Annotated in this window: 14 protein-coding genes; 6 read left to right on the top strand and 8 right to left on the bottom strand. The window is 60.7% G+C overall.

Annotated features, from left to right (window positions below; genetic code table 11):
* Nucleotides 1-456: 456 nt before the first annotated feature.
* Nucleotides 457-909 carry a SufE family protein gene (locus CBB91_RS11410; protein ID WP_273014155.1) on the bottom strand — a complete coding sequence of 151 codons (453 nt, stop codon included), beginning with the start codon at nt 907-909 and terminating at the stop codon, nt 457-459.
* 1,167 nt (nt 910-2,076) lie between these two features.
* Between CBB91_RS11410 and CBB91_RS11415 the strand changes: the two genes are divergently transcribed.
* The 4 genes from CBB91_RS11415 (at nt 2,077) to CBB91_RS11430 (ending at nt 6,214) form a co-directional block, all read left to right on the top strand.
* A complete protein-coding gene (locus tag CBB91_RS11415; RefSeq protein WP_273014156.1) occupies nt 2,077-3,720 on the top strand; it encodes a HAMP domain-containing sensor histidine kinase in 1,644 nt (547 codons plus the stop codon).
* A 2-nt stretch (nt 3,721-3,722) separates the two neighbouring features.
* A complete protein-coding gene (locus CBB91_RS11420) occupies nt 3,723-4,070 on the top strand; it encodes a DUF1491 family protein (RefSeq protein ID WP_345906810.1) in 348 nt (115 codons plus the stop codon).
* Nucleotides 4,071-4,161: 91 nt separating this feature from the next.
* Nucleotides 4,162-4,536 (top strand): hypothetical protein, encoded by a 375-nt coding sequence (locus tag CBB91_RS11425; RefSeq protein ID WP_155842034.1) that lies wholly within the window; start codon nt 4,162-4,164, stop codon nt 4,534-4,536.
* Nucleotides 4,537-4,615: 79 nt separating this feature from the next.
* Complete coding sequence (locus tag CBB91_RS11430) at nt 4,616-6,214, top strand: peptide chain release factor 3 (RefSeq protein ID WP_273014158.1); 1,599 nt, start codon at nt 4,616-4,618, stop codon at nt 6,212-6,214.
* Between the two features lie 489 nt (nt 6,215-6,703).
* Here CBB91_RS11430 and CBB91_RS11435 read toward each other — a convergent pair whose 3' ends face one another.
* The 4 genes from CBB91_RS11435 to CBB91_RS11450 form a co-directional block, all read right to left on the bottom strand.
* The gene (locus CBB91_RS11435) at nt 6,704-8,533 is read right to left on the bottom strand and encodes an ABC-F family ATP-binding cassette domain-containing protein (protein ID WP_345906811.1); all 1,830 of its coding nucleotides are present in this window, start codon (nt 8,531-8,533) and stop codon (nt 6,704-6,706) included.
* Nucleotides 8,534-8,556: 23 nt separating this feature from the next.
* On the bottom strand, nt 8,557-9,231 hold the full coding sequence (locus tag CBB91_RS11440; RefSeq protein ID WP_345906809.1) for a pseudouridine synthase: 675 nt from the start codon (nt 9,229-9,231) through the stop codon (nt 8,557-8,559).
* Nucleotides 9,228-10,268 (bottom strand): methyltransferase, encoded by a 1,041-nt coding sequence (locus CBB91_RS11445; protein ID WP_273014161.1) that lies wholly within the window; start codon nt 10,266-10,268, stop codon nt 9,228-9,230. Before CBB91_RS11445 ends, CBB91_RS11440 begins: the two co-directional genes overlap by 4 nt.
* 56 nt (nt 10,269-10,324) lie before the next feature.
* Nucleotides 10,325-12,346 carry a PBP1A family penicillin-binding protein gene (locus tag CBB91_RS11450; protein WP_273014162.1) on the bottom strand — a complete coding sequence of 674 codons (2,022 nt, stop codon included), beginning with the start codon at nt 12,344-12,346 and terminating at the stop codon, nt 10,325-10,327.
* A gap of 211 nt (nt 12,347-12,557) precedes the next feature.
* Here CBB91_RS11450 and CBB91_RS11455 point away from each other — a divergent pair, with 211 nt between their 5' ends.
* Complete coding sequence (locus CBB91_RS11455; RefSeq protein ID WP_273014163.1) at nt 12,558-14,087, top strand: NAD(P)/FAD-dependent oxidoreductase; 1,530 nt, start codon at nt 12,558-12,560, stop codon at nt 14,085-14,087.
* A gap of 38 nt (nt 14,088-14,125) precedes the next feature.
* On the opposite strand, the gene CBB91_RS11460 is transcribed toward CBB91_RS11455, so the two are convergent.
* Together CBB91_RS11460 and CBB91_RS11465 are read right to left on the bottom strand one after the other, a co-directional pair.
* The gene (locus CBB91_RS11460) at nt 14,126-15,244 is read right to left on the bottom strand and encodes an acyl-CoA dehydrogenase family protein (RefSeq protein WP_273014164.1); all 1,119 of its coding nucleotides are present in this window, start codon (nt 15,242-15,244) and stop codon (nt 14,126-14,128) included.
* Nucleotides 15,245-15,342: 98 nt separating this feature from the next.
* Nucleotides 15,343-16,302: a glutathione S-transferase family protein gene (locus tag CBB91_RS11465; protein WP_273014165.1), complete on the bottom strand. Its 960-nt coding sequence runs from the start codon at nt 16,300-16,302 to the stop codon at nt 15,343-15,345.
* A gap of 211 nt (nt 16,303-16,513) precedes the next feature.
* On the opposite strand from CBB91_RS11465, the gene CBB91_RS11470 reads away from it, so the two are divergent.
* On the top strand, nt 16,514-17,788 hold the full coding sequence (locus CBB91_RS11470) for an MFS transporter (protein ID WP_273014166.1): 1,275 nt from the start codon (nt 16,514-16,516) through the stop codon (nt 17,786-17,788).
* 14 nt (nt 17,789-17,802) lie between these two features.
* On the opposite strand, the gene CBB91_RS11475 is transcribed toward CBB91_RS11470, so the two are convergent.
* Nucleotides 17,803-18,189 (bottom strand): YraN family protein, encoded by a 387-nt coding sequence (locus tag CBB91_RS11475; RefSeq protein WP_273014167.1) that lies wholly within the window; start codon nt 18,187-18,189, stop codon nt 17,803-17,805.
* Between the last annotated feature and the right edge of the window lie 99 nt (nt 18,190-18,288).

The following is an 18,288-nucleotide window of genomic DNA, read 5'->3' on the forward strand; positions in this document are numbered from 1 at the left end:
GGAAGGGCAGTTGAGTGCGCCGGAAGATTTCCCGGAGCGGATCATCTGGCGGCGCGGCGCGGCACCGGATCCAGTGGTGCAGGCCGTTCCTCCGCCTCTGGACAAGGTAAATGTGCCCGGCCAGCCGAGGGGGCTGGCGCATGACTGGCTGAGAGCAACGGAGCGGGCGCGAGAGAAAGCCGCTGCCGGTCGCTATCAGGATGAGTTCACACGCGCCAGTCAGCCGACGGGGGCAGGCCGTGAGCGGGCGAACCCGCGCGAGCGAGAGCGAAGGGCGCATCCTCCCGCGCAGCGTCTCGCCGCACTGGAAAGTGATCTCGGTACGGTCCGCATGCGTCAGCTGGAAGACTTGATCATTGANCGCGCGACGGAGTCAGCCCTGTGCGTGCGTTGGGGCATGGAGGCCGAAACNGTCAGGGCGACAGCGGGGACGGCGCTGATGCGGTTGGCGCGNGCCTACGAATTGGTGCCAGCAGCAGAGAGCCCTGCCTGAGCATCCTTGTTGATGCGTTCCAGCATCGAGGCAAGCCCGTTCGAGCGCTGCGCCGTCAATGCGCCGCTGACCCCGATTTCATCCAGCAGGGCCTTGGCGTCGAAGCGGGTNATCTCGTCCAGCGCTGCGCCGGAATAGAGGCGGATCAGCAAGGCAATCAGGCCGGAAACAATCATCGCGTCCGACTCNGCGCGGATCGTCATCTGGCCGTCTGCCAGATCTGTCACCATCCAGACTTGAGAGGCGCAGCCCCGCACGCGCGTTTCTTCCGTGCGCTCTTCCGGGGNAAGCGGCGGGTTCGCCTTGCCCAGATCAATGATGTGCGCATAGCGCGCTTCCCAATCGTCCAGCCAGGAAAACTCTTCGCGAATATCGTCAGCGGTTTCTGCAATCGTCATGACCGCCAAATGGGGCATGTCNCACAAAAAAGAAACCCCCGGGGCCACTGAGGACGCCGGGGGCGAGAGAGAGACTTGTGTTGACTGGCTACTGGTAGACGCCGCCAATGCATTGTCCCACGTCGGCAAGCGCGTGCTCTCCGATGCAGAACGGAACTTCATATTGCTGGTTCGCTGCGGCNACGCATTGCTGCAGGTTGAGATTGGCCATGTTCAGGCAGCCGCGCGTTTCGCGCTCGGCCATTGCAGAATTGACCTGGCTGGAAGACGAGGCCGTTTCGCCAAGGATGCGGTAAGCGGCGAGCGTGGCGATCTGGTCTGCCACGGGCTCNTTGCCGTACTTCACCTTTTTCTTTTGAGTCAGGCCGAGGCCGGATGTGACTGCCGCCGGGAAGCGGATGGCGTCTGCCGCGCCGGAGACATTGTCCCAGAGCGATGGCGCGCCAACGCGGCCTGCGCCGGCCAGAACGCTGTCGATNTCAGATGCTGCGAACGCAGAGATCAGGGGCTGGCGAGCAGGNGTGCCGACTGTCTGGATGCTGTTGAGGCGGTTGGCCTTCGCGCCGGAATTGCCGATCTTCGCCTTGGCCCANCCGGAGCCCTGAAGGCTGTAGGCCTGTTCCTTGACGTAGGCGGCTGTCGCGCTGAGTCGCTGGCTGTCGGCTTCTGTCGCGGCAAGGGACATGCTGACCGCATTGTCGCCGCCGCTCAGCGTGCGGGCATAGCGCACATCATTCTTCAGGCCGGTCAGCAGGACATCAGAGCCGTAATAGCTTTCGATGTCGCGTACAGCGGCGCGGTATTCAGGATCCTGAGACGCGATCAGGGCGGAATAGGAGATCCAGCCTTTTGACAGCTGGTCTGGATTGTGACCGCCGAGAGTGTTCAGGGCCGTGTCGATGTCATTGGCCGANGCGAACGGCTTCTCTTTCACGTCGGTTACNTCGGACTGGTATGTCCCGTAAACAGCGGCGGATTCAGAGATCGGGTCCGCTGACTGCGCCGATGCCCCCATTGCCATTCCCAGGGCAATCACCGCAGTACCGATCATTCTGATGGATTTCATGTGCAAATTCTCCCTCACGCGTCACGCGACACTGTTGCATGAACTTCCCCACATGGGGAACCTCACCTTGCCTGCTGGACACATTACAAATACAGCAAGACATGCGTGACACAGGCAGAATGCCTAACGAATATCACCGGGGTGTTAACGACTTGCCCGATCTGGCGCGAAAGAGATTACAGTTCATTCATCTCGTCTGGCTGGTGCTGACGGGGGGAGTGGGTCTGGCTGCGCTTATCGGTGGCACAGCTGATTCGGCACTGTTGGCAGGTCTGGTGATGGCGGCGCTGCCGGGAATTGTGGGCGCNACCCTGTTGCACGAAAGGGTTCAGGCAGACGATCTGGTCGGGCCGTTTCTGGTGATCGGCTGGACGCTGCTGGCCATGCTGGGGATCTCTGCGACGGGTGTGACGCTGTCGCCGCTGACCATATTGTTCGCGATTGCGCCGCTGACGGCGATGAATCTGGAAAAGCCCGGCATGGCGGCCGAAGCGGCGATTTTCAGCGCCTTTGCGTTTCTTGCGGCTGCGGTGATGGTGCGAATAGGCCTGTTGCCGCCGGCAAACCCCACCAGCCTGTATCAGGTGCCTGCCATGCTGCTCGCCTTCGCGGCGCTGGTAATGGTTGGCCTGCTGGCGTGGAGTTTCATGCATGCNCGCCAGGAAGAGGCNGCCTTGCCAGTAATNGCGCCAGAGGCCGTGATCCCCGTTCGGCAGGATCTCAGCCTGCCCGAAGAATCCGGTCTGCTGCTGCTCGATGTATCCGAGTTTGGCCGCATCCGAACCCTGAGTGGCGACATGCTGGGGCTCGACGGCGTCAAGGCGGGGGGCTTGCTGGCCAGCCTGCTGCAGGACGAGTCTGAACTCAGCCTGTTGAAACCTGCCAATGGNCGCACGCATGGCGAAATCACGCTGAAGAATGGTCGNGACGTGGCCTTCGTNGCCGAGGCGCATGATGAGGGNTCGATCCTGGTGTTGCGCGATCTGACGGAAGTCCGGGCGAGCACGCTGGAAACGCGGTCGCGTCTGGAAGAGGCCGAAGCGCGCCTCAGGGGGCGGACCGCGTTTTTCGCTTCACTGGGCCATGATCTGAAAACGCCGCTNAACGCCATTCTCGGCTATGCCGACATGATGCGTGCTGGCATCCGCGGGCCGATGCCGGAACCCTACAAGGACTATCCCGAGATCATTCATGAAAGCGGACAGGATTTGTTGCTGTTGGTCGAAGACATTCTGGACCTCGCCAAGGCCGAAGCTGACCGCCAGCGCCTGGAGCCGGAGCCCGTCGATCTGACTGCNTCTGCGCAATCGGTCCTGCGCCAACTGGAAAANCAGGCCGAGCGGGCAGGTGTGAAGCTGAAGCTGAAGGCAACACGAGAAGTCTGGGCCGAGGCTGATGCAAGAGCCGTCCGCCAGATCTGGCAGAACCTTGTGTCTAACGCCATCAAGTATTCAGCCTCTGGCGGCACTGTCACGCTGGATGCGCGCGACGAAGGCAATGCCACTGTGCTGAGCGTGACAGACAAGGGCGCGGGCATGTCACCGGAAGATGTTCGCAGCGTGCTGGAGCCGTTNTCTCAGGGCAGCAATTCCAAGGGACGCAAGGGAACAGGGCTCGGCCTCGCGGTCGTCAACTCCTTCGCNCAATTGCATGGCGGCCAGGTCGTNATTGATTCCGCNCCCAACAAGGGCACGAAGGTCGAGGTCAGCCTNCCGCGCGCCAATCCNGCAGACATTCAGCCGCTGGAGGATGCGGCAGAGTGATGATGNACAGGCTGCCGACNAAGGTCTGGGTGGATGCGCTGGTTCGCCGGGCGCAGGTCGCNGGCGCGGCGGCGTTCGTGCTGCAATCGGGCGATGAGGAGCGCGGCGACGTTGTGGTGAAGGTCGCCTGTCTGGACGGCACTGCGGCGGTCTACACGCCGAGCATGAACATGGANGGCGACCGCGTCTTCCTGAACCTGATCGTGCAGGGGATCGGCCCGGAGGAGGCGGACGTTGACGCCTATGTTCGCAAGGCCCGCGACCGGGACCGCGACCTGTGGGCCATCGAGATNGAGGATCGCGATGGGCGGCATTTCCTGACCGAGCCGGTTCAGGAACAGCTGGACTGAAATTTTAAGTCCATTGCTTAAGACAAGGTAGCCCTTTGTTAACCGTGTGCGGGCAGCTTCCGGCCATAAGCTAGCTGGGGCGCGCGACATCATGCTTTTCCTGTTGAACGATCAGATCACCGAGATCGAAATTCCCGAAATGCACCTTTCCAGGAGATGGAAGTCTCTCGGGTGTGGGGATCCTTACGGAATGCGGGCGCGAGAGGCGCTCAACTTCGCCAGCCGCGTGGTCAGCGAGCATATGAAAGAGCATATCCCGCTGGAGGATTCGCTGCTTCAGGATCTGGGCGCGCTGATCATCGCCAAGACCGGCGCAAATGCGGTTCTGTTCCCGAAATTCGGCGACATGATCGGAGAGCCGCGGCTGACCATCCTGCCGGAAACCGTGCTGGCCTCCCTCCGGGATCGCCACCGCCGCGAAGGCAAGGTACCGAATGTGGGCGAGATCTGGCCGAACGCGGCCTGACCTGATCCTGATACTGGTGCTTCAACAGATGCGCCAAATGGGCTAGGGCCTCTGCCCAGCACGAAAGAGCCCAGATTACATGTCCCATGAACAGGAAGCCGCCCGCCGGCGCACCTTTGCCATNATCTCCCACCCGGACGCCGGTAAGACGACGCTGACGGAAAACCTGCTGCTGGCAGGTGGAGCCATTCGCGCAGCTGGCGAAGTCGCTGCGCGTGGGCAGGCCCGACGCACGACGTCTGACTGGATGAAGATCGAACGAGATCGCGGCATTTCGGTTTCCGCCTCCGTGATGACGTTTGAGTTTGACGGTCTTGTTTTCAACCTGCTCGACACGCCGGGACACGAGGACTTTTCCGAAGACACGTATCGCACGCTGACAGCCGCAGACTGNGCCGTCATGGTGCTGGACGCCGCGAAGGGGATTGAGCCGCAGACCCTGAAACTGTTCGAGGTCTGCCGCCTGCGNGATATTCCGATTGTGACCTTCATCAACAAGATGGACCGCGAGGCACAGGACCCGATCGCACTGCTGGATGAAATCCAGGACAAGCTGCAACTGGACACGTCGCCGCTCTACTGGCCAGCGGCCAGTGGCCAGCGCTTCTCCGGGATGATGGACCTGCACAAGCAGGAATTCTGTGTGTTCGAGCGCAAACCGGGCGAGGCGCCGAAGATTGGCGAATCCGAGCGTATTGCGGGCGACGAAGCCAGTCTCAAGAAAGCGCTCGACGAAAGCGTGTTCGAGGAACTTTCCGAGGGCGCAGAAATGGCAACCAGCCTGTTGCCGGAATTTGATGAGCAATCCTTCCTGGACGGACATATGACGCCGGTCGTGTTCGGATCCGCCCTGCGTCATTTCGGTGTTCTTGAATTGCTCCGTACGCTTCACGCCTATGCGCCGCCTCCGCGTGACCAGAAGGCGGAGAAGAAGGGCGAGCCGATCACCGTGCATGCGTCTGACAAGCCGGTCTCAGGTTTTGTCTTCAAGATCCAGGCGAACATGGACCCGAACCATCGCGACCGTGTGGCCTTCCTGCGCCTGTGTTCTGGTGAGTTCAAGCGGGGCATGCGCCTGAAGACGACGGCGGGCAAGCAACTGAACATCCACAATCCGATGATGTTCCTGGCGCAGGACCGCGAGATTGCCGAGACGGCCTATGCGGGCGACGTGATCGGGGTGCCGAACCACGGCCAGCTGCGCGTGGGCGACAGCCTGTCAGAGAACGGAGATATCCAGTTTGGCGGAATCCCGAACTTTGCTCCGGAATTGCTGCGCCGCGCGCGTGTGAAAGACCCTATGAAAGCAAAGCATTTGCGCAAGGCTCTGGAAAGCCTCGCGGAAGAGGGCGTAACGCAATTGTTCAAGCCGGCTATCGGGTCTGACATGATTGTCGGTGCCGTCGGCCAGCTGCAGTTCGAGGTGATGACCGAGCGCGTTGCCGCCGAGTACAATCTGGAAGTCGTGTTCGAGCCTGCGCCTTACAATGTCGCGCGCTGGCTCAGCTGTGATGATGACAAGGTGCTGGAAGCCTTCCTGGACAAGAACAAGTCCGCCAGCGGAACGGATCTGGANGACGCGCCAGTTTATCTGGCCAAGAATGCCTGGGATGTTGGCTACGCTCAGGAAAAGAACCCGGACATCCGCTTCACAGCCACGAAAGAACGCTTGCTCTAGGTCGGATCTGTCGCGACCAGCGGNTCCGGNTTGTCGCTCGGCGGAGAGGCGAGGTCTGCGCCGCCTTCCAATTCGTCCGTGTTTTGCAGCACAGGCTGAAACTGGTTTTCGTGCATGGCCGACAGGCCGGACGTTGCGCGCGGATTNTANTCCACCTTGCCTGCGCCGCGTTTCAGTTCACAGCGNGATGCGCCGCCATCAAACCCNGCCATNTNGCTCCACGCCACGCAGGCGCTGCGCGTGTCACATAGCTTCTGGCAATCGCTGGCCGTGGCGGTGTTCGTGAATTCATAGGTCGCACCATAGCGGTANATGCCTGTGGCTTGTTCGCTGGCGATCTCAACCGGGGCTTCAGCGGCGTCATGATTGTCGCCAATCGCTGGCAGGTTCAGGCAGGCAGCAAGCAGCAGGGCAGACACGATACGCATTGGGCAGGACTCCATCCGTCTTGCGGAAGAGACTAGGTGCGCGGTCTTAAGGAATGGTTGTTCAGGACCCGGCCAGCGCTTCGCGCTTTTCTTCGATTTCCAGCCATTCCATCTCGATTTCGTCCAACTCGTCGCGCGCGGCGCCGATCCGGTCTGATGCTTTGGCAAAGCCGTTTGGGTCTCGCGTGTAGAAATCAGGATCGCTCATCTTCTCTTCCAGCGTACGGATCTCTTGCTGCAGCTTCGGGATCAGCGCATTGATTTCCTTCTGGCGATGCTCATCCTTGTATGAAAGCTTTTTCTGCGGTTTCGCGCGGACTGCATTGTCTGCTTTCGGTTTTTCCGACTTCTGAACAGGGGCGTCCGACTTGCGGAAATGCTTCAGCTGGTCCTGCGCGTCGCTCCAGCCACCTGCCGTCACGACCCATCTGCCGTCGCCGACCGGACAGAGGCAACTCGTCACCGTCGCATCCAGGAAGGCCCGGTCATGGCTCACCAGGATCAGTGTGCCATCATAATTGAGCAGCATGTCCTCCAGCAGCTCAAGGGTCTGCATGTCGAGATCGTTGGTCGGTTCGTCCATGACAAGCAGGTTCGACGGCTGCGCCAGGCCGATGGCGAGTGCGAGACGATTGCGCTCCCCGCCCGAAAGCGCGCCAACCGGCTGGCGTAGCTGCTCTGGCTTGAACAGGAAGTCCTTGGCATACGCCGCGACATGGCGCTGATTGCCCTGAACCATGATGGAATCCCCCCCATTCGGGGCGAGGGCCTCCCACACAGTGTCTGTCGCGTTGAGGGAATCCCGGGTCTGGTCCTGATACGTCACCTGCAGCGTCTTGGAGAGGCGCACATTGCCGGCATCTGGCTCGATTTCGCCGAGCAGCAGGCGGACAAGCGTGGTCTTTCCCGCGCCATTCGGGCCGATGATCCCGATACGGTCACCGCGCAGAATGCGCAGGGAGAGATCATTTGCGATCACGAGGGGGCCGTTTGGCGTATCGAACGTTTTCGACAGTCCCTTGGCCTCGATGACCTTCTTGCTCATGGAGTCGCCGGAGCTGACAGACAGATCGGCTGTGCTCTTGCGGTCCTGAAGGGCGCCACGCATTTCGGCGTGCTGCACCCGCATCTGTTTCAGCTTTGCAAGGCGGCCCTGGTTGCGCTTGCGCCGGCCAGTCACCCCGCGCGCCAGCCAGTGCTGTTCATCCTTCAACTGAGTGGTCATCCGCCGCAGCTGGCGCTCTTCTTCCACTTCGATCTGTTCGGCCCATTCGTCGAACTTTGTATAGCCTTCCGGGCTTTTCAGAACCTTTCCCTGACGCAGCCACAGCGTGTTCGTCGAGACATTCTCCAGGAACCGACGGTCGTGGCTGACCAGCAAGACGACGCCATTGAAGCCCTTCAGGCGCGCTTCCAGCGCCTCGATCATGGGCACATCAAGATGGTTGGTCGGCTCATCCAGCAGGATCACATCGGGATCGCGGGCGAAGGCGCGGGCAAGGGCGGCGCGGCGTTGCTGGCCGCCCGATAGCGTGGCTGGGTCGGCACTGGCGTCGACGCCGAACTCCATCAGTTCGGCCTCAGCCATATAGCTGGCCTCCAGCCCGTCTGCCACATAATCCAGAACGGTGTCATAGCCCGCCAGGCTCGGCTCCTGCGCGACAACGGCATAGGTGATGCCCGGTTGGCGCCAGACCTCTCCGCTGTCTGCTTCCACGCTTTCGGAAATGATCTTCATCAGCGTCGACTTGCCCGCGCCATTGCGGCCGACCAGCGCGACGCGTTCTCCTTTGGACAGAGAGAAGCTGACCCCGGTAAANAGGGGNTTGCCGCCAAAGGTCAGGCGAACATCATTCAGGGTAATCAGGGGAGGTTGAGCCATTTTTGCGATGTAGCGTGTGCCGGAGCCGCGCGCTAGGGTGCCAGCGCTGCAATCTCGTCGGGTTTCAGCTGGCGCCATTCGCCTTCGGGCAGGTCGCGGAGTTCGAGCGGACCGAAGCGCAAGCGGTGCAGTGTCTCTACATGATTGCCCGCGGCGGCGAACATGCGGCGCACTTGATGGTAGCGGCCTTCGGTGAGAGTCAGACGTGCGCTGCGTTCTCCCGTGACATCAAGCTTTGCGGGCAGAAGGGGCTTGTCTTCGCCGCGTAGCATAAGAGTGCCGCTTGCGAACAAATCACCTTCGTGGCCTTCGAGCGGTCGGGCGAGCGTCGCCTCATAGGTCTTCTCGGTGGACGATTTCGGGGAGATCAGTCTGTGCAGCAATTTGCCATCATCCGTGAACAGGAGAAGCCCGGTTGTGTCGGCGTCCAGTCGCCCGACTGTCGAAAGTGCGGGGCTGCGTTGCAGGAAGCGGGGGGGCAGTAATTCATAGACCAGTCGGCCCTGGTCGGCGCGCGAGCAGGTAAAGCCCGCGGGCTTGTTCATCATCAGAACCNTGCCCGGCGCAGGATCGAGCNNTTCNNCGTCGAAGCGCANANTGTNGCCTGACCCCGTNACCCGACCAGACCGGATGGCAGCCTCCATTTCCTTACGGCTGCCATAGCCGAGATTGGCGAGATATTTCGCAAGCTGACGATCAGTCTTCATCGCTTCCGCTTCGGTTTCTCCGCGCGGATGATCTTGTAGCCNCCAGCGTCTTCCAGCATTTCATGNGCCTTGAAACATTCGCCCAGTACCTGTTCATAGGGCAGGTGCCGATTGGCGACGAGCCAGAGTTGTCCGCCGGTCTTCAGCGCCTTTGCGGCGGCGCGGATGAAATCCTGTCCGAGGGATGCTGCGTCGGCCCGGCCTACGTGGAAAGGTGGGTTCATCACGACGAAGTCGTACAGCGCCGTGCCGGCATCTTTCGTCGCGTCCGCCCATTGCGCGTCCCAATTGTCAAAGTCTGACAGCGTTCCTGCAATGCAGGGCAGGGCGCGATGCTCGGCTTCCAACAGCGTCATGTGTTCCACATGCGGACAGTTCTCGAGGACTTCGCGCGTCAGGAATCCTTGCCCTGCGCCAAAGTCAGCGCCGCGTCCCTTGATGTATTCCGGAATACTGTCTGCCAGTAATTCGGAGCCCGCATCGATCCTGTTCCATGAGAACAGGCCCGGGCGGCTGGAAATGCCACCTTCCATCGTCTGCGGCGCATCAAGGGCGATCCATTCGTCCATCAGAACGGTGTTGATCCGACTGCTGTCTTTGACGGCCCAGAAGGCGCGGCACTTGTTCTTGGACAGCGCTTCAGTTTCGCCGGCGATTTCGCGGAGTAGTTTCTCAATGGTCTTCGAGCCGAGCGTGTTTGGCAAGCAGGCGAGAAGTGTACCGCCCTCCGGCGCATCCCGCAGGGCGCGGGCGAGCAGGGCGCGCGTCTCGTCCTTTTGGCGCGGTGGCAGGATCAGCGTCAGCGGCGCAGCGGGAAAGTGTTCGGCCTCAGGCGGCAGAACCTCGAACCCGGCGGCCTTCAGTGCGTCATGATCCGGCTTGAAACTGTTCTGGCAGACCAGCCGGTCTTTCGGCAGCTGGGACAAATAGGGCGTCACTTCCGCGCGCAGGAACAGGACCGGCCCGTTTTCAGGCAGGGTCACGGCGCCATCTTCCAGCGCGAGCATCAAGGTTTCGTAGACAACAGGATCAAACATGCGCGGTCTTTAGGCGGTTTGCAGGTCGCGGGAAAGGCCCGGCGTCATAGCGGCTGTTACTGACGGATAACGCGCACGCCGCTGCCGGTTCGGGAGCTGGACGCCGTGGCGAAGGCCTGGGCCATGCCGCGATAGAACGTAATGCGCTCTTCCGCCGCTTCACTCATCTCCATGCCAACTTCTGCGCCAAGCAGCGGTTCGGGTGGCATGCCGGCATGTGCGATTTCCATGATGTCCGACCAGAGATCGGCGGGCAGGCCACCGCCGGAAACTTTCGCCATCGGGCTGTCATCATCATTGCCGATCCAGACCCCGCCAACATAGGCATTGGAGAAGCCAATGAACCAGGCATCGCGCCAGTCCTGGCTGGTGCCGGTCTTGCCCGCGACGGTCCAGTTGCCGAATTTGGCGCGCTGGCCGGTTCCGAAGGAGGCATTCGTCACACGCGACAGCATGCCGTTCATCTCTTTTGCCAATTCATGATCGAACACACGGTCGCGATTGTAATCCGGCCGCGTATAGAGCACGTCGCCGCGCGAATTCTCGATCTTTTCAATCAGCCAAGGGTCCATGCGGAGGCCACCTGACTGGAATGTGCCGAAGGCGCGGGTGATCTCCCACAGCGACACTTCCTGACTGCCAAGCGCGATGGATGGGAAAGGCTTCAACGGAGTGGTGATGCCAAACCGGCGGGCAACGCCGATGACGCTCTCTTCGCTGGCTTCCTGAGTCAGCTCTGCAGCGACGGTATTGGTGGAGCGGGCCATGGCTTCGCTCAGGGTCATCGGGCCAAGGAAACCGCCGCCATAGTTTTCGGGCTTCCACTTTCCGATGGAGAGCGGCGCGTCCTCGAATACGTCATAGGCAGAAAAGCCGCTTTCAAGCGCTGCCGCATAGACGAATGGTTTGAAGCTGGAGCCCGGCTGGCGTTTGGCTTGGGTGACGCGGTTGAATTCGGATTCGGTAAAGTCTCGGCCGCCGACGAGGGCGACGACGCGCCCCTCGCGGTCAATCACGAGCGCAGCGGCCTGGCTCGCCTTGGCGGCTTCACCATCTTTCTCCATCCGCTCATTCAGTTTGGCGTGGATCTTCTGCTGCAGCTCGACATCAATCGACAAGGTCACCACCATGTCGCCCGGCGGGCGGGGCAGCATCAGCTTCACCCGGTCAGCGACGGTATCCATCACATANCCGAGTTGNGGGTCGTAATCCGGCGCATCGATGATGGTGATATCGGTCTCGATGGCCTCGGTGACCTCATCCTGTGTGATAAAGCCGAGATCCTGCATCTGCTGCAGCACATAAAGCTGGCGGGATTTGGCGCCTTCCAGATTATCGCGCAAATTAAGTTTGGACGGGGCCTTGGGCAGTGCAGCGAGGATGGCGGCCTCCGGCACCGACAATTCCTCTGGCGGCTTGCCGAAATAATAGCGTGAGGCAGCATCAATGCCGTAGAGACCCGCGCCGAAATACACTCTGTTCAGATAGAGCGACAGAATCTCGTCTTTTGTGAGCTTCTTCTCCAACTCGCGTGCCAGTTTCATCTCCTGCGCCTTGCGGGAGATGGTCTGGCGGCTGTCCAGAACGAGGTTCTTGATCAGCTGTTGGGTGATGGTGGATGCACCGGACACGGTCTCCCCGGCGCGCATGTTGGACCAGGCCGCGCGGGCGATGGCCGCGTCGTCTGCGCCATCATGCTCATAGAAGCGTTTGTCTTCGGCGGCGATGAAGGCCTGCGGTACATGGTCGGGCAGGCGGCTGACATCGGTCGCGCGCCCATAGCGCGGGCCGCGAACATCCAGCGTGTTCCCATTGCGATCCACGAATTCGATGGCGGGTTCGCGCTTGGCATCCCACAGCTCCGCCACGGGCGGCAGGCTGGGCATGCCGAAGTAGAGAGAGCGCCACTTCCAGAAGGCCCAACCGGCCCCGGCCAGCAGCGCGATCAGCAGGAACAGCATCAGATAACGCCCGGCGCGGGTCTTCAGGAAACCNAAGCGCGAGCGTCGCACCTTTATGGCGCGGGCGCCTGTCGTCTTGCCTGCCTTTGTGGGCGGTTTTCTGGGTGTTTTCGCCATGTGTTCCAGATACCCGAATTCGATTTTTCAACAGGTTAATTGCTTCAGGAATAGGGCAATGAGAAGGCATGGCGTGCAATGTGCCGCCTGCCGCGAGGTCACACCTTACAATACGGGTATTTCCCGAGTGATAAGAGAGGCACAAACTGGTTCAGTGAAACCAGTATCGACCAGGGCCCGTAAATGATGGCCCGGCACCCCGGAGGAAAACATGCCCACATCACCNGCCGCCACGCCCTCAGAGCATTTTGACGTCCTGATTGTCGGGGCGGGCATTTCCGGTGTGGGGGCGGCCTGGCACATGCGGCACCAGTCTCCGGGAAAGTCGTTCTGCGTGCTGGAAGCGCAGAGTGATTTCGGCGGCACATGGCGCACGCACACCTATCCGGGCATCCGGTCCGATAGTGACCTTTATACATTCGGCTATCGCTTCAAGCCGTGGGAAGGCGCGCCCATCGCGGCGGCGCATGAGATCCTCGCCTATATGGGCGAGGTCATCGAAGAGAACGATCTGGACCAACACATCCGGTACAATCACCGGATCGTTTCGGCGGACTGGTCATCCGAGGGCAAGGTCTGGACCGTCACCGCGAAGCGCTCGGACACGGATGACACGCAGGTCTTCACGGCCGGCTTTCTGTGGATGTGCCAAGGCTATTACAACCATGAGGAGGGGTACACGCCCGAATGGGAAGGCATGCAGGACTTCCGGGGGCAGATCATCCATCCGCAAACCTGGCCCGATGATGTAAACCTCAATGGCAAGAAGGTTATCTGTATCGGCTCTGGCGCGACGGCGGCCACTGTGGTGCCGGCCATTGCGGGCGAGTGCGAACATGTCACGCTGTTGCAACGCTCCCCCACCTATTTTACCCCGGGCCGCAATGTGAACGAACTGGCCGACGCGCTGCGGGAAGAAGGCGTGGACGCGGACTGGATCCACAAGATCATTCGCAAGCGTGTTCTGTTTGATCAGGCGAAATTCACGGAACTGGCCCAGAAGCAGCCGGACATTGTAAGGGCCGAACTGCTGAAGGGCGTTCGCGATCTGCTGGGGCCGGATTATCCCATCGATCCTCACTTCACCCCGAATTACCGCCCGTGGCAGCAACGCATCGCGTTCGTCCCGGATGGCGACCTGTTTCAGGGCATCGCCAGCGGCAAGGCCAGCGTCGTGACCGACCATATCGACCGGTTCACCGAACGTGGCATCCTGCTGAAATCCGGCGAGGAGCTTCAGGCGGATATCATCATCACCGCCACCGGGTTCAATCTATCCGTACTCGGTGACATTCCCTTCTCGAAGGATGGCCAGCCCATTGATTTCAGCCAGACGGTTACCTATCGCGGCATGATGTTCACGGGTGTGCCGAACATGGCCTGGGTGTTCGGGTACTTCCGCGCCAGCTGGACCTTGCGGGTTGATCTGATGGGCGATTTCATCAGCCGCCTGCTGAAGCATATGGACGACAAGGGGGCGAAGGAAGTGCGCGTTGAGCTTCGCGAGCAAGACAAGGATATGGAAATCCTGCCCTGGATGGACCCGGACAATTTCAACCCCGGCTACATGATGCGTTCGCTCCACCTGATGCCGAAGCGTGGCGCGCATGACATCTGGCAACACTCGCAGGACTACTGGCGCGAGAAAGACGAGATGCCGCTGATCGATCTGGACAGCGAGGAATTTGTCTATGACCGGATGGGCGCAGATGCCCCCGCGAAGGACAAGGCGCTGGCCTGAGCCTCGCGGAGGTCATTCGCGCTGCAGACGGACGCTGATCAGGGGCAGCCGATGGCGTGCGCCAATATGTTCCGATGCACCTCGCTGGTGCCGGAATAAATCGTGGCGGCGCGGGTCGATAGATATTTCGCTTGTGCAAAGTCACTGTTCGGGGCCAGGCCGAGGCCTGCCTGCGTAATTGCCTGATGCAGTTCTGTGGCGATCACTTTGAGCACAGAAGAACTTGCCGCAGAACCGACGGGCATTTCGCCGCTGGCGACACGCGCCTCCAATGCTTCAAACGTGTCGACCTTCATGGCCAGGTTGTAGAGATCCTGAGACGGCGCAAGACCTGTCATGCCCCGCTTGGCGGCCCGCAGGGCGCGGCGGAGCAGGCCGGTGGTCGTGTTGTTTGACCGCGCAATCGCCATCAATGCCTTTGCGGCTCTCCAACCTTCGCCAATGTCTCCGATACGATCGGCGGCGGGCGTTCGGACATTGTCAAAGAAAACCTCATTCGTTTCCGTCTCGCCACTGATGAAGTCGATGGGACGCACCCGGATTCCGGGACGGTTCATCTCAACGAGCAGGAAGACAAGGCCATCACGTCCCGCACTNCCNTCNTCGCATCGCGCCAGCAGGAACATATGCGAGGCATATTGCGCGAAGCTGGTCCAGACCTTGCTGCCATTCAGGATGAAATCATCGCCATCTCGCGTTGCGCGCAANGACAGGGCTGACAAATCTGATCCGGCTTGCGGCTCGGANAAACCCTGGCACCATTCATGCTCGCCATTCAGGATGGCGGGCAGNTAGCGGGCTTTCTGGTCCTCGCTNCCTTCTGCAATAATCAGTGGGCCGATTGTNCGGACGCCGGAATTCATGATGATGGGCGCATCACGCTGTGCGCANGCATTCTCGAAATACAACCGCTGCGCCGCACTCCAGTCTGCGCCGCCATGTTCAATTGGCCAGGACGGCGCAAACCATCCTCTCGCGAGCAGGCGTTTNCGCCATGCGTCGCATGCCCAACGCGGGGATTTCAGNCCCGTNGTTTCCCGGCCAGCCGCGCGGAGTTCTTCGGTCAGCTCAGCATCGAGAAAGGCATCCACCTCTTCACGAAANGCGGCGTCTGCCCGCCCGCTTTCAATCTCCGGAATCGGGAAGCTTCCATCCATGTCGCCCTCCTGTGTATGGCGTCAGCGGGAGGATACAGTTTCGTGGAGGACGATCTCAATCAGGGGTTATACGGGGTGCGGCACAACTGTCGCCTGTATCAGGAGACAGTGTCGCGAGGGCCCNGCGGTACGATCCGGTACGGATTGATGTGNGCATGNGAGTAATAATAATGCTGNTTGATNTGGTCGAAATGCACGGTCGGTTTCACCTCCGGCATGTCATGAATGCGCTTCATGNANGCGCTGAGTGCATCATACTGACGGATCATTTTCACGTTNCACTTGAAATGNACGAAATAGACCGGATCGAACCGGATCAGCGTGGTGAACAGGCGAATGTCGGCCTCCGTCAGCTGNTCACCTACCAGCCATTCGCGNCCATCTGACAGGCGCTGCTCCAGCCAGTCCAGCGCGTCGAACAAGGGCACGATGTTCTCGTCATAGGCATCTTGTGTCTGGGCAAAGCCGCATTTGTAGACGCCATTGTTCACCGGTTCGTAGACGCGCTCATTCACATGATCGATCTCGTCGCGCAAATCAGCAGGATAGAAGTCGGCTCTGTTTCTGGTGATTTCGTTGAAAGCGGTATTGAAGATCCGAATGACTTCGGCGCTTTCATTGTTGATGATGGTTTCCTCCTGCTTGTCCCAGAGAACCGGCACGGTCACCTTGCCGGAATAGTCCGACTTCGCCTTTGTGTAGATCTGGTGCAAGTATTCCTTCCCATAGAGCGGGTCTCCGGACGCGCCGGGAAAATCCGTCTTCAGCTCCCATCCTTCATCCAGCATATGCGGGTGAACCACGCTGACCGGGATCAAGTCCTCCAATCCTTTCAGATGGCGGAAGATAAGCGCGCGATGAGCCCACGGGCACGCATAGGACACATAGAGATGGAACCGGCCCGCCTCGGCCTTTACCGCATCCTGTCCATCCGGGCCGGGAGAGCCATCCGGCGTGATCCAATTGCGGAAGGCGGAATCTTCACGGTCGAACTTGCCGTCATCTCCGGCGAACTCGTCTTTCTGCTTCCACTCTCCGTTCACCAGCAGGCCAGGCATCGTCGTCTTCCTTTTCGTATCCATTCCCCCTCTCGCAACGGCTGGCGGGCCGGGTGGTTGCATCACGGTTCAGGCTGGGGAAGATTGGCGCACGTCAATCATTGACAGGTGGAGTCGGGATTTCTACAGCCGCGATTGGAACGCAGCTTCGTGCATCGTGTTCGCTTCGGTGTTCGCCCGCTCCAGGAATGACCGCGCTTACGAGGCTGGAATGTTCAGATCTATCTCCGCCATTGCTGCCCTCTTGTTCGCTGCGGCCATCCTGTATGCCGGGAACGGCTTGCAGAGCACCCTCCTGTCCGTGCGCGGCGACATCGAGGGCTTTCCGACCACTGTCATCGGCTTGTTGGCGTCGGCCTATTATGCCGGGTTTATTCTCGGGTGCCGCCTTGTGCCCGGCATGATTCAGGGCGTTGGGCATATCCGCGCCTTCGTGGCCCTCGCCTCCATCGCTTCGTCGAGCGCATTGGCGCACATCCTCTTTGTCGAGCCGATTGCGTGGGGCGGTCTGCGCTTCATCACGGGTTTCAGCTTTGCGGGCCTGACCATGGTTCTGGAAAGCTGGATCAATGAACGCGCAACGAATGAGAACCGCGGCAAGATCCTGTCGGTCTACCGGATTGTTGACCTTGGCGCCGTGACCATTGGCAACGGCTTGCTCGCCATCGCGCCGCCGGAAGGCTTCCAGCTGTTCGTATTGGTGTCCATCCTGATCTCCATTGCGCTCGTGCCTGTGGCGCTGACCCGGTCTTCATCGCCCGCGCCGCTGGAAACGGCGAAGCTGGACATCGTGCAGCTCTACAAGGTCTCGCCGGTCGGCGCGATTGGCGCGGCGGCGACGGGCCTTGCCAATGCTGCCTTCTGGGGCATGGCGCCGGTCTATGTGCAGGAACTCGGCTATGGCGCGGCAGCGATCGCAGCCTTCATGAGTACCGCCATCATCGGGGCGGGCCTGTTCCAGTTCCCAACCGGTTGGCTGTCAGACAAGATTGACCGCCGCATGGTGATTTTCGCCAGCTCCCTGCTGGGCACCGGGGCGTCAGCCTTGCTTGCCACGTTTGCGGGCTTGTCGGAGAACGCCATGCTGGGCTTCAGCTTCCTGTTCGGTGCCTTCATCATTCCTGTGTTTGGCATCTGCTGTGCGCACGCCAATGACCATGCTCAGGTCGGCAAGGCCGTCGCAACCAGTGGCGGTTTGTTGCTGCTTTATGGCGTGGGCTCTGTCGTCGGCGCATTGGTCGGCGCGCTGGTCATGAGCGCGTTCGAGCCTGCAGCCTTGTTCTGGTATATCGCGGGTGTCTATCTTGTGCTGGCCGTCTTCACGCTGCTGCGCATCGGCATCAAGCGCCGTCCGCGCATCATCGGCAAGAAGTCACGCTACATTCCAATGGCAAAAAGCCCGCTGACGCGCGTTTACCGCAAGCGTGCAAAGTCGCAGGGCAAAGACCCAGCCAAGAACGCGCCGAAGGCCGAACCCAAAACCTGAGGAATCGCAATGCTTCAGGCCATGCCCGGCCGCCAGGCATCGCGCAGGTGAATTGGCAGGCGACCCGGCACAATGCCGATCAGATCGTAGCGCCACCCATGCTGTGAGTATTGCGGCCGCTTGGCCATCCAGTTTTCGGCTGCGCGGGCGATGCGCTGCCACGCATGTACGCTGACCGCATCAATCGCCGTTGCTTCACGCTTGCGAGCCTTCACCTCGATAAACACGACCGTGCCGGACTTTTCCGCGATCAGGTCAATCTCACCTACCGGTGTGCGCACCCTATGCGCGAGGATGCGATAGCCCTTGAGGCGCAGGAAGAGCGCGGCATAGGTCTCGCCGGTTCGGCCACGTCTTTCGGCGGCCGTGCGTTTGTCGCTTGGGCTGCGCCCTTCAGCCATCGGCCTTCAATTGCAGGGCGCGTTGATAAACCTCCCGCTTCGGCAGGCCGAGCGCTTCGGCGACCGCATTGGCGGCGGCCTTGGTCGGTTGGTCCTGCA

The organism is Hyphomonas sp. TMED31, from assembly GCF_002172815.1.
Lineage (GTDB): Bacteria > Pseudomonadota > Alphaproteobacteria > Caulobacterales > Hyphomonadaceae > Hyphomonas > Hyphomonas atlantica.

Coding starts and splice junctions, on each gene's coding strand:
- CBB91_RS11475 (WP_273014167.1), bottom strand. CDS start 18,189: ATGGCTGAAGGGCGCAGCCCAAGCGACAAACGCACGGCCGCCGAAAGA.
- CBB91_RS11425 (WP_155842034.1), top strand. CDS start 4,162: ATGCTTTTCCTGTTGAACGATCAGATCACCGAGATCGAAATTCCCGAA.
- CBB91_RS11470 (WP_273014166.1), top strand. CDS start 16,514: ATGTTCAGATCTATCTCCGCCATTGCTGCCCTCTTGTTCGCTGCGGCC.